General features: G+C 73.8%; 9 protein-coding genes. All 9 read right to left on the minus strand.

The window, feature by feature from the left end:
* Window positions 1-76 precede the first annotated feature (76 nt).
* Genes OO62_RS02155 through OO62_RS02200 form a run of 9 tightly spaced genes read right to left on the minus strand, consistent with a single transcriptional unit; the run spans window position 77 to window position 11,076 of the window.
* Window positions 77-1,321 (minus strand): autotransporter outer membrane beta-barrel domain-containing protein, encoded by a 1,245-nt coding sequence (locus OO62_RS02155; protein WP_051732545.1) that lies wholly within the window; start codon window positions 1,319-1,321, stop codon window positions 77-79.
* Window positions 1,322-1,340: 19 nt separating this feature from the next.
* Window positions 1,341-1,985, minus strand: coding sequence for a hypothetical protein (locus OO62_RS02165; RefSeq protein WP_033265391.1), 645 nt, complete (start codon window positions 1,983-1,985; stop codon window positions 1,341-1,343).
* The gene (locus OO62_RS02170; RefSeq protein ID WP_033265392.1) at window positions 1,982-6,091 is read right to left on the minus strand and encodes a LamG-like jellyroll fold domain-containing protein; all 4,110 of its coding nucleotides are present in this window, start codon (window positions 6,089-6,091) and stop codon (window positions 1,982-1,984) included. Before OO62_RS02170 ends, OO62_RS02165 begins: the two co-directional genes overlap by 4 nt.
* Complete coding sequence (locus OO62_RS02175) at window positions 6,088-7,404, minus strand: baseplate J/gp47 family protein (protein ID WP_033265393.1); 1,317 nt, start codon at window positions 7,402-7,404, stop codon at window positions 6,088-6,090. Before OO62_RS02175 ends, OO62_RS02170 begins: the two co-directional genes overlap by 4 nt.
* Entirely contained in the window at window positions 7,397-7,957 is a 561-nt protein-coding gene (locus OO62_RS02180) for a GPW/gp25 family protein (RefSeq protein ID WP_033265394.1), read from the minus strand. The genes OO62_RS02175 and OO62_RS02180 overlap by 8 nt, the downstream gene beginning before the upstream one ends.
* Window positions 7,957-8,337 carry a hypothetical protein gene (locus OO62_RS02185; protein WP_033265395.1) on the minus strand — a complete coding sequence of 127 codons (381 nt, stop codon included), beginning with the start codon at window positions 8,335-8,337 and terminating at the stop codon, window positions 7,957-7,959. The genes OO62_RS02180 and OO62_RS02185 overlap by 1 nt, the downstream gene beginning before the upstream one ends.
* Window positions 8,337-10,121 (minus strand): hypothetical protein, encoded by a 1,785-nt coding sequence (locus OO62_RS02190; RefSeq protein WP_033265396.1) that lies wholly within the window; start codon window positions 10,119-10,121, stop codon window positions 8,337-8,339. Before OO62_RS02190 ends, OO62_RS02185 begins: the two co-directional genes overlap by 1 nt.
* Window positions 10,112-10,570 (minus strand): hypothetical protein, encoded by a 459-nt coding sequence (locus tag OO62_RS02195; protein WP_033265397.1) that lies wholly within the window; start codon window positions 10,568-10,570, stop codon window positions 10,112-10,114. The genes OO62_RS02190 and OO62_RS02195 overlap by 10 nt, the downstream gene beginning before the upstream one ends.
* Window positions 10,567-11,076 (minus strand): hypothetical protein, encoded by a 510-nt coding sequence (locus tag OO62_RS02200; RefSeq protein ID WP_033265398.1) that lies wholly within the window; start codon window positions 11,074-11,076, stop codon window positions 10,567-10,569. The genes OO62_RS02195 and OO62_RS02200 overlap by 4 nt, the downstream gene beginning before the upstream one ends.
* Window positions 11,077-11,081: the final 5 nt, after the last annotated feature.

Genomic DNA, 11,081 nt, shown 5'->3' on the forward strand with positions numbered 1-11,081 from the left:
CCGCGTGGCGGGGCCGGCCTTCGCCCCCGATGCGCGTCGTGGCACCTCCTTCCGGGTGCGGGTGACCGGGTGCCGGTCAGACCCGCTCCGCTTCCTCGACGCGGCTCTCCCGCGTCACGGTCTCCGGATGCCGGAGCCTTCCGATCGCCCGCTCGGCCGGCTGGCCGTGGGCCTCCGGGTGCAGGTAGTACCCGCGCTCCTCGGGTTCCTTCTTGCCGTCCGCGACGACCGGGTGGGTGCGCGCCCAGGCGTCCCGGCGGGCTCCGGTGACCTGCCAGCACACCTGCTGCCCCGGGTCGCCCCCCGCGATCGCGAACCGGTTCTCCTCGACCGGCCTGCTGATGTGCAGGCTGGGCGCCGGCCCGCCGATCGCCGTGAGCTGGTACTGCACGTTCTCGTTCAACGCGTCGAACCAGTCCGGCAGTTGGACCGTCGCGGTGCCCCGGTCGTCGAGGGTGGCGGTGCCGTCGTAGACGTTCTTCATCTCCGGCGACTGCACGAAGGTGTGGTCCAGGAAGCGGTTCTCGGGGTCGAGCGGGTGGTCGATGTGGATACCGCCGCCGCCCTGGGTCAGGGCGCCGCTCACGTGGACGTCGCCGCGGAAATCGCCTGCCAGCGGCTCCCCTTCGGCGACGATCCCCACCTGGCCGAAGGCCGACATGCCCTCGCTTCTCAAGGAGAACCCGTGTACACCGGAACCGTTGAAGCTGGTGCCCATGACGCCGGGGGCGTTGTTGGGACTGAAGCCGAAGCCGAAGCCGCCCGAGTCGCTGTGGCCGCACTGGCCGAGGATGCCGATGCCGTCGAAGCTGTCACTCTCGATCCCGGTGCCCGTGACGCTGTCGGCCTTGAGTCCCTTGCCGCTCTGGCTGCCGGCGACCACGCCGGTCCCGCCTGCCGCGCTGATGCCCGACACCCCGTTCCCCGCCGTGCTGGTGCCCGACACCCCGTTCCCCGCCGTGCTGGTGCCGGTGACCCCGTCACCGTCCTTGCTGACGCCGGCGACTCCGGGGTTGGCGCCTTTGCTTCGGCCCGCTACGCCGGTGCCCTGCCCGCTGGTGCCGAGGACGGCCGTCCCGGTGCTGGCGTCGGCACGGCCGAGCACGCCGACGCCCTGGCTCTCCTGGTTGATGCCGAGGGTGCCCGCCCCGCCGGGGGTCGTGCCGCTCGGGCCGGTGGTGCCCGGCCGGCCGCTGCTGCCGACGACACCCGACCCGACCGAACTGTCGCCCCACACGCCGAACTTGACCGGTGGGTCCTCCAGTCCCGGGTCGAAGCCGCTGGGGCCGTCCTGTGCCTGAGGTGGTCCGATGGGTGACATCGTTCTCTCCTCCTTGCGGTCATTGGTAGGTGATCTGGAAGCAGAACAGCTTGACGGTGTCCCCGACCGGCACCGTCGGAAGGTCCACCTGAAGGAAGTGGCGGTGGCTCCGGTTGTTCACCACGGCCTGCGCCGCCGGGACGGCCGGCGTGCCGAACTGGCCGACCCGGACGATCTCCTCCGCGCCTTCGTTGCCCGCGACCACGCGGCGGCGCAGCACGACCGTCGGCATGACGCCGTCGGGCGGCTGCCGGGTGCCGGTCACCAGCAGCGCCTTGATCTCGACGCCGTCCGGGAGCGTGATGTTCATGATGCCGTGCGCCTCGGTGGCCGTGGCGGGCTTCTGCGCGATGTCGTTGACCAGTTCCCAGTGCACCGGCGGCGGGGGCTGCGGCAGCGGCTGGCCCGGCGACGGGGTCAGCGGCGGGTTCGCGGGCTGCTCGATCTGCTTGCTCGGGGCCAGTATCGGCACCAGGGAGAGACAGGTCTCCACATTGGTCAGCGAGCGGATCACCGGGTTGAGGTGTTCCCTCGCCAGGACCGCGAACTCGGATTCCAGGTTGTGGAAGCGGATGTTGAAGCCGTTCTCGCCGCCGGCCTGGACGCGGTCCTCGTTGTCGATCCAGTCGGTGTGCGAGAACTTCGGTACGTAGAACGGGATCATCGCTGGTCATCCTTGTCGGATCGGCGGAATCGTGCGGGGCGCTGGTCGGCGGTGTGGTACGTCGGGAAGGTGTAGGCCGGCAGCAGGTCGGCGGCGGTGCCGGACAGCTCCCGCACGTGGGCGCGCAGCCCTTCGGTGCGGAACTCCACGCCGAGGGGGTGGAACCAGTTGAGGATGTTCAGCACGAGGTCGTAGCGTTCCTTGCCGATCTCGGCCCCGGCGGCGTCGAGTTCCCGGTTGAGCCGGACCTCGCACTGGTAGGGGGTCAGCCCGCCGCTCGCGAGGTAGCCGGCCCGCACCGGAACGGTGCCCGGCGCCCGGCCCTCGACCCGGTTGACGGGGTTGACCAGCGAGGCGGCCGCCACCCTGCCGTGTCCCGACGGGTCCACCGACCAGGTGAGTTCCTGGTCTCCCCCGGGCCCCAGCGGCCGTCGGGAGACCAACTGCGGTGGCAGCGGCGGGGACTGGCCGAGCGGGGCCGGGTCGGCCAGCAGTACGCTCGCCGCGCCCTCGGGGGCGGCCAGCAGACAGCGGCGGTAGGGCGCCGCGGCGGGGCTGACCGCCAGGGCACGGCAGTCGCCGCCGGGGGTCAGCGCCTGGGGCAGCAGGACGTCGGTGGCGGTGTCGATGACGTGCACCCGGCCGGCCGTCGCTCCGGCTCCGGCCGTGGCGACGTACAGGTGCCTGCCGTCCGGGTCGGCGCCCAGTGCCAGCGGCCCGGTGTCCGCCGGAAAGCCGTCGACGGTGGCGCTCGCGGTGGTGGAACCGCGCGGGTAGACCTGGATCGAGGCGGCGTGGTTCGCGGGCTCCAGCGTCACGTACAGCTTCGCCCCGTCCGGTGTGAAGGCCGCGGTGCGGACCTCGGCGCCGGGGCCGGTACCGACCGCGGAGCCCTGGAGGGCGAGCGTGGCCCGGTCGGCCAGGCAGAACCGGCCGCCGTCGAGCAGCACGGCCAGCACCGGGCTGCGGGAACTCACGGCGAGCGCACGGGGCACCCCGGGCAGCGTCACGCTGCGGGTCTGCTGCTGGGTCTGCGGGTCGTACGCGCGCAGGGTGCGGTCGCCGGCGTACGCGACGAAGAGACGGCCGCCGTCGGTGCCCAGGGCGACCGGGCTCGGGCCGGTGAGGGCGGGGGCGGCGGGCGTCAGGCCGGCCGGATCGAGTACCGAGACCGCGCCCACCCGGGTGTGCGCCACGTACACCCGGCCGCCGGCGAAGCAGAGCGCGCCGGGGAAGGGCGCCACCGGGACGGAGCGGTCGAGGGCCAGCCGCGGGAGGTCGTTCCGGGTGGCGGCAGCCGCGGTGAAGGAGGTGATCCGGTGGCTGCCCGTGAGCGAGAGGTAGGCCCGGGCGCCGTCGGGGGCGAAGCAGGCGTCGGCGGGCGCCGGGTGCGGTACGGCGATGACCGTGGTGGTCTCTCCGGTGACCAGCTCGAACGGCCCCAGCACACCGACCTGTTCGCCGGCGGCCACCGCCACCTCGACGTGCGGTGGGCCGGCGGCCGTCGGCACCCCGTCCGGGGGTACCTCGACGAAGTCGAATCCGGCGTCGAAGGCGCGCGCGGACAGCTCGCCCGCGGACAGCTCGGAGTGCCGCAGCACCAGGGCCCGGCCCTGGGCGCGCAGGCCGGTCAGGGACGGGTCGTGGGCGCCGGTCACCAGGAGTTGGCCGTCCTCGCCGTGGAGCCGGTCGAGCAGCCGGTCCAGGGCGAGAGCGGTGACGCGCTGCATGCGCCGGTTGGCCAGGTCCGGCCCGTAGTCGACGCCGCGGTGCGTGTCGGTCAGGTCGTCGGTGCGCAGGAGCAGGAAGCGCTCGTCGAAGTCGTCGGTGGGCGGCCCGGCCGCCTGCGCCTCGGTGACGGCGGGCACTCCGGTGCGGCTGACCGACTCGCCGGTGCCGAGCCCGCCGGCGGGCAGGCCGATGTGCACGACCCGGCTGCCGCCGCGGGTGTGGCCGGCGTGGGTGACCTCCACCTGGACCGTGACCTCGCCGGGCGCCTTGGTGTGCAGCACCGTCGGGTTGCCGGGCCGCACCTCGGCGTCGCCGGGCCCGCAGCGGGTGACCGACCAGCGGACCCCGGCGCCCGCGAGCCGGGCGGGGTCCGGATCCGGTGTGAGGGTCAGCTCGTCGCCGGCCCGGACGCGCGAGGTCGGCGGGGTGGTGAGGATGCGGAAGGCGGGGGCGGGCGGCTGGGCGACGTGGATCAGGCCGTCGCGGGTGTGCTGGACCCAGCCGAAGCCGGCGGCGTGGGCGTGCACGCCGAGGTCGTCGGGCGGGAGGGTGTCGTGGCGCAGGAGCAGGGCCCGGCCGATCCGGTGCAGGTCGGTGGCGGCCGGGTCGTAGGCCCGCAGGACGCTCAGCGTCCCGCGCTGCCCGGCGAGCCGCTCCAGCAGGGTGTCCAGCGTCAGCAGGACGCCGAGCTGCATCAGGCGTTGGCCCTCGTCCGCGCCGAGGTCGAGTCCGGCGTGGTCGTCGTGGCGGCAGAGCCAGCCCGGGTCGAAGTCGGGTTCGTCCTCCGGGGTGCCGACCGCTGCGTCCTCGGCGGCCCGCTGGTCGCCGTCGGCCGCGATGCTCTGCCCCTGGGTGAGCGCGGCCGGGAGCACGCGCAGGGTGACGGAGCCGGTCACCGGCCGGTCGGTCGCCTCGACGACGTCGAAGGGCTCGTCGTGCCCGGCGATCGGGCCCGCCTCGTTGAGCGCCGCGCGGAGGGCGTCCGGCGTGGGCAACAACCAGCGCTGGAACAGCCGGAGGCGCATCCGGTAGTGGTCGTCGCCCTCCCCGGTCACCGGCTCGAAGGAGGTCCGGGCGGTCCGCGAGATCCGTACCTCCTGGAGCAGGCCCGCGTACTGCGCGTCGGCGGTCGTGGCGGCCGGTGACTCCCGGCCCTGGCCGAACACGACCGGCTCGTCGTTGGACAGTGCGCCCAGCAGGTCCCGGCGCTCCCGGGCCACGGGCACCCCGTCGAGGTGGAGCCGCACCGCAGTCGGCCGCGCGCCGGAACCGGGAGGCCGGGGAAGGCGCTCCACCACCCCGGCCACGTGGTGGAAGACGCCGTCGCCGAGGTCCCGGTCGGCGAAGAGTTCCACCAGCGTGCTGCCGTCGGAGACCGACAGCCGCAGGTTCCGGTCGAGTCCGCGGAAGCGTCCGACGGTCAGCGACCAGCCCGGGGCGGCTGCGGAACTGAGCAGCGCGCACTTGGCGAGGACGGCTCCGGTCCCGGTGGCCGCGGGGTCCGGCCGTACGACCGCCTCGACGGTGCACGAGGTGTCCGGCCCGACGGCGAAGTCGGGGCCGGGGTCGACGGTGACGCGGCCCGGGCCGGCGAACTCGAAGGCCGCCGAGAACCGTCCGGTGCGCCCGCTGTGCGCCCCCGCGTTGGTGCCCGGGTGGTCGGCGGCGCCGAACTGCGCGCCGGCGTCGGCGACGTGCACCACCTCCGGCTCCGCACCGGGTGCCTCCGTCGCGGGGGCCGGCGGCCGGTCGTCCAGGTGGTAGAGCGCCACCGTCAGGTCGTCCCAGCCGTAGGGCCGGGGCGGGAAGCGGGGCGCGCCGAGGTCCTCGCCGAGCAGGTCCAGGCTGGCGCCGCGGGCGCTGTGCGCGAAGCGCTGGGCGGCCACCTCCCCGAGCCGCCCGGTGAGTTCCTCGTAGTCGCGGCCGATCACCCAGAGCAGCTTGGCGAGGTTGCCGAGCAGTGCGGTGACCTGCCAGTCGGCTGCCGCGCCGGGGGCGGGGGCGAGCGGTTGGACGCGGGTCAGCGTCACCAGGTGGCTCAGTTCGGCTGCGCGGCCGGGCAGTTCCACCGCCAGGCTCCGGCCGGCCGGCCAGCCCGCGGGGATCGGCACGTCGACGGCTTCCTCGTCCTGCCCCGGGGTGCGGGTGAACCAGACGCGGACGACGAGCGGTTCGGTGCTCTGCCGCCGGGGCGTGAGCAGGTACCGGGGTGCGTCCGGCAGCCGCCCGTAGCGGTCCAGGTAGGCCCGGAAGTCGTAGCGGGCGTGCAGGGTCCCGTCGTCGTGCGGCAGGAGCTGGACGGTGCGCCGCTCCATGCCCCGGTCGTACGCCGGGGTGAGCCCCCCGCGCAGCACGTCGAGGAAGTCGGTGGTCATTGGCTCAGTACCTGGAGGTCGATGAGCGGGCTGTCGAGCGCGAAGCGGGCGATCTCGTCGGGGGCGAGCACGAGGTTCTCGCCGACGGACAGCTCCTGCGCGTTGCCGAACACCGCGCCGGAGAGGGTGACGTCGCCGAAGGCCGGGGCGCAGCGGCGCAGCCGGAGGTTCTGGACGTCCACCACTCCGGCTGTCGCGCGCGCGGCGAGCACGATGTCGGAGTGCAGGACGCCGCGGCCGAGGCGGAGCCGATCCACGCCGGCCTGGACGGCCGTGAGGATCTCGCCCTTGATGGCGTCCGGGTCGTGTCCGGCCTGGATCAGCAGGGTGGCCCGGATGCCGACGTCGACCTGGTTCGCCGGATTGATGTTGGGGAAGATCGACACCGGCCGCCACTGCCGGACGATGTCGAGGACGGCGTCGTGCACGGCGGGGACGGCGCCGTCCGACGGGAGCCAGGGCCAGCCGGGTTCGACCGCCACGACCACGTCGAAGTAGTACGGCGAGCCGGTCTGGCGCTGTGCGGAGAAGGGACGCTGGCCGAAGAGGTAGGTGTTGAACCGGCTGTGGGAGGCGTCCACCCCGCCGTGCGGGTCGAAGATCGCCGCGTCCCGTACCCCCGGCACGTCCAGGATGCGTGCCAGCACGGCGTCCTGGGTCCACAGCGTGCGGGGCACGCCGAGCAGCCGGGCCCGGTAGACGTCGTCGGGTTCGACCAGTTCGCCGCCGAGGACAGGCGCGGGGTTGGCGGGGGTGACGGTGGCGGGGCCCAGGTTGAGGTGCAGTTGGGCCCAGGTGGGCTCCAGTCGCAGCGGCCGGCCGGCCGGCAGGTTGCCGTCCGGGCCGCGTTCGACGGACCGGACGCCCACGGTGACCGCGGGCGCACCGGCGGACAGCCGGACCGGCGCGGTGGTGCGCAGGCGTTTCCTGGGCGGGTCGACGGTCTCGATCACGGTGCCCTGCGGCAGGACGAACCGGCGCTCCGGTTCGGCACCGGCGAGGGTCAGGGTGATCTCGCCGGTGGCCTGGAGGGGCTGTCTGGGCAGGCCGAGGTCGGTGCCGAGGAGGTCCAGGGCGGGCCCCTGCGCGGTGGTGGCGAAGTTGGCGTAGTACTGGGCCTCCAGGCCGCGCCACAACTCCTGCACGTGCACGGCGGCGGCGTCCAGGACCTTGCGCAGCGCGCTGCCCGAGGTGAGGTCGACGTCGCTGCCGAACATGGCGCGGGCGCGGGCCTGCTGGTCGGCGATGATGCGGTCGATGCCCTTGACCACGAAGCCGTCCGCGGTCACGCCGAACTGGTCGAGGTCATTCAAGGCGTCCCCCTGACTGAAGCGTCAGCGTGTCGCCGGCGACGGTGTCGACGAGCGCGAAGACCGTGTACGTACGGCCGGTCCGGGCCGCTTCGGCGATCCGCTCCCGGGCCGCTTCGTCGAGGCCCGGCCGGAGTTCGAAGAAGCGCGGATCGTCCTGGAAGAACACCTCGCGGACGTCGGTGACGCGACGGTCCGCGCTGAGGCAGCGGACCAGCTCCATCTTGATGTACTCCTTGCGCGCGTGGACGCCGAGGGCGTACCGGCCGACGGCGAGGCGGTCGAAGCCGAAGCCGGTGTTGAGGCGGTCGCTGCCCAGCTGGGTCTCGACGGTCAGCACCAGGGCCTGGGCCAGGGCGTCCAGGCCCTCGACCGTCGTGAGCCGGCCGGTCCGGTCGTCGATGACGAGGTCGCCGGCGTCGGCCCGGAGGCTGCGGCCGAGGCTGGGCGCGCCGCCGTCGGGGGCGGTGGCGCCCGGCAGGCCGAGGCCCGGTGTGCCGGGGACGGGACCGAGGGGCCCGGGGTCGCCGGGCGTGCCGGTGCCGATGTCCGTCATCAGATCGCCTCCAGGGTGGACTGCCCGGCATCGGCGACACTCCAGCTGCCCGGTGCCGGGCTGCTGACGGTGATTCCGGTGGCGGTGTCGAGCAGTACCGGCTTGCCGCCGGCCGTGAGCTTCGTCGACAGGCCCGCCGGTGTCGCGGGCGCCGCGATGGTGCACGGCAGCGGGGAGCTGCCGTCAGGCGTCCTGACCGGGCAGGGGGTGAGCATGCCCGGCACGGGCAGGTCGGCGGCCCCGAACCGGAAGCCGACTTCCGCGCCCGCGGTGACGACCCCGTGCCCCTGCACGGTGAGCGTCGGTTCCCCGGCGGTGAGCCGGGTCTGTCCGCCGTGCGAACACTGGAGGACGGCGCCCTCCGTGAGTACCCGTGGCATCAGCTGATCGCCACCTTTCCCTCGCCGACCGTCAGGGTCGCTCCGCCGGCGCTGAGTGCCACCTTGCCGCCGCTCGCGGAGACCGTGACGTCCTTCCCGGCGCCGGCCGAGACCGTGACGTTGCCGTCTTTGTCGATGCGCACCTCGGCGCCCGAGCTGTGGCTCACCACGAATTCCTCCGCCGGGCCCTCGGCAGGCCGTTCCCCGACGTCGGAGCAGCCGGACGTGCCGACCGTCAGCTTGAGCCCGACCGCTTCCACCACCCGGCGGCCGTCCGCCGCGGTGAGGTCGCTGACGCCCTTGCCCTCGGGCCGCGGCGGGCTGCCGGCGGACAGCTTGGTCGGCAGACACAGCCACCAGTCGCCGGCCTGCGCCTTCGGGCGGTCCATCGGCTCCTCGTTGGCCCACAGGAACCCGGTGACCACGGAGTCCTCCCGGGAGCCGCGGACCTCGTTGAGCAACGCCCGCATGCCCTCGTACACCGGCACCGACAGGCCGACCTTGTGCCAGGCGAACGGGGCGGCCAGCGGCTTGTCGCGGAGCACTGAGCCGCTGTCCTCGACCGGCAGGTCGACGCTCGGCGAGACGGCGGCCGCGGCGCCGCCCTGCCCGTAGGCCAGGTCGGCCACCCGCTTGTCGGGCTTGGCCGAGCGGACCTGGCCCGCGTCGACGGAGGGGGAGACGGTCTGCGCGTCACGGATCCGGCCGGCGATCGCGTCGGCGACCGCCATCGGGCTGCCCAGCCGGGCGGCCTCCGTGTTGCGCCGGTTCTCCGCGCCGTCCTTGAAGACGGCGGCGCGCCCGGTGCAGACGTAGCCGGTGCGGGGCGAGAAGGAGTGTGTGACCTGGAGGAGCCGGAAGCCCTGGAACGGGTTCTGGTAGCCCTGCACGCTGGCCGCGACCCGCTGGCCGGCCCGTAGCTCCGGCAGGCCCAGGACGGTGAAGTCGAAGGCCGGCACGGAGGTCTGCGCCGGGAGGTCGGTGACCACCCGGTGTTTGCCCGTCGCGCCGGCCTGGACCGGTTCGAACTCGGCGAGCCGGGCGGTGGCCTTGCTGCCGGGCACGATCAGGCTGTCCTCACCGTTGAGCAGCGCGAGTACGGCGGTCGGGTCGGGCGGCAGGGCCGGGCCGGTGGTCGCGGGGTGGGTGACGGCGGTACCGAACTGCACCACGCCCTCCTGCACCAGGACTTCGGCGTCGTACTGGCCCGCGAGCTGTTCCAGCAGGTCGAAGGCGTTGCGCCCGTCCAGGTTGATGCCGGGCCGCCGCGGTTCCTTCGGGGTCGCCCCGTCGGCCAGCGTCGCGTGCGCCAGCGTGACGATCGCGTCGGCGGCTTGGGCGGGCGTCACGTTCACCGCGGACAGCTGGGCCGCCCGGGGTTTGCCGTCCTTGCCGAGGATGTTGCGGGTGGTCAGCAGTTTGAACGCGGCCTCCTCGTAGCCGGTGAGCTTCACGCCCAGCGGCGGGAAACGCTCCGAGACCGTCATGCCGTCCACCCGGCCGGTCAGGACGGGCTTGCGCGAGCCCGGCGACTCCAGGTAGCCGAGGGTGATCTCCACCTCGACGCCGCCGTCGGTGCCCCGCTCGCCGGTGAGCGCACCGGCGAGCGTCCGGTGCGCCGACAGCGGCAGGGCGGCGAGGTGGATGTCGAACTTTCCGGGCTGCCCGAAGCCGTACTCGACGGTGATGTCGGCGTCGCTGAGGATCGTGCCTCCGGAGACGTCGTTGGACACCGTGAGGTGCAGCCGCGGGAACGCCACGCGGTACCAGAGGATCACGCCCATCGCTGCGCCACCCCGATCACGATGCTGCTGCCGTAGTGGCCGCGCCCGTTGAGGTTGCCGCGGGCCACCTTGGCCTCCAGCAGGCGGATCGCCAGCCGCTCGGTGCGGTGGACGAGTGGGGGCTCGGCGACCAGCTTGCACAGGAACTCCACCCGCGGCCCCTCCGCGCCCAGCCGCACCACCCGCAGCACCAGATAGCCGGGAGGCGGCTCCGGGACCTTGATCCGGCTCGGCGCGGCCAGGTCGTAGAGCGTCCCCGGCGGGTCGTCGTCGCCCGTCTCCAGGTTGGCGTAGAGGCCGAAGTCGTACGCCGTGTCACCGATCGGGCAGGTGAATGCCTGCGGCAGGCCCTCGTCCGGATCGACGGGCAGCTGATGGAAGTCGAGCGTGTCCTCGGTGCCGTACGGGTACGCCGCGCCGGAGGCGGTCACGGTGTCGGACGGGTTCATACCAGACCTCCGAGCTGGCGCCGTGCCGGCACCATGTCGCTGACGGTGGGTACGGCGGCCATACCGGCGGCCAGGGCCAGGTCCAGCGCCTCGCCGAGGACGGCCGTCAGGCTGGAGCGCGGTACCTGTTCCAGCGTGACGCTCACGTCGAGGGCGTCACGCTTCTGATTGGACTGGGTGAAGCGCAGGCTGGTGATCTGCATGTCGAGGCTGATGGTCATGCCGCAGACCACGGGGAGCCCGGCCAGGTTCATCGCGGGGGCGGTGGCCGGTGCCAGCGCCCGGGAGGTCAGCGCCATCGCCTCCAGGCTCTTCTTGATGAGCAGCCGGGTCCGCCCGACCAGCACCGCCTCCACCGTGATCGTCCTGGCGGTCGGTGACACCAGCTGGGCGAGCCGGCTGCCCGCGATCCGGGCCACCTGGTAGCCCTCGTTGAGGGTGAGGCTGGTGACGGTGAGCAGCGGCACCGCACCGATCAGGACGGGGACGTTCACGCCGGCGGCCATGGCAC

The organism is Streptomyces lydicus (genome assembly GCF_000717345.1).
Classification (GTDB): Bacteria; Actinomycetota; Actinomycetes; order Streptomycetales; family Streptomycetaceae; genus Streptomyces; species Streptomyces lydicus.

What these genes read in the sequence shown, in the direction of transcription:
- OO62_RS02155 (WP_051732545.1), bottom strand. Translation starts at nt 1,321, where the DNA reads ATGTCACCCATCGGACCACCTCAGGCACAGGACGGCCCCAGCGGCTTC.
- OO62_RS02165 (WP_033265391.1), bottom strand. Translation starts at nt 1,985, where the DNA reads ATGATCCCGTTCTACGTACCGAAGTTCTCGCACACCGACTGGATCGAC.
- OO62_RS02170 (WP_033265392.1), bottom strand. Translation starts at nt 6,091, where the DNA reads ATGACCACCGACTTCCTCGACGTGCTGCGCGGGGGGCTCACCCCGGCG.
- OO62_RS02180 (WP_033265394.1), bottom strand. Translation starts at nt 7,957, where the DNA reads ATGACGGACATCGGCACCGGCACGCCCGGCGACCCCGGGCCCCTCGGT.
- OO62_RS02185 (WP_033265395.1), bottom strand. Translation starts at nt 8,337, where the DNA reads ATGCCACGGGTACTCACGGAGGGCGCCGTCCTCCAGTGTTCGCACGGC.
- OO62_RS02190 (WP_033265396.1), bottom strand. Translation starts at nt 10,121, where the DNA reads ATGGGCGTGATCCTCTGGTACCGCGTGGCGTTCCCGCGGCTGCACCTC.
- OO62_RS02195 (WP_033265397.1), bottom strand. Translation starts at nt 10,570, where the DNA reads ATGAACCCGTCCGACACCGTGACCGCCTCCGGCGCGGCGTACCCGTAC.
- OO62_RS02200 (WP_033265398.1), bottom strand. Translation starts at nt 11,076, where the DNA reads ATGGCCGCCGGCGTGAACGTCCCCGTCCTGATCGGTGCGGTGCCGCTG.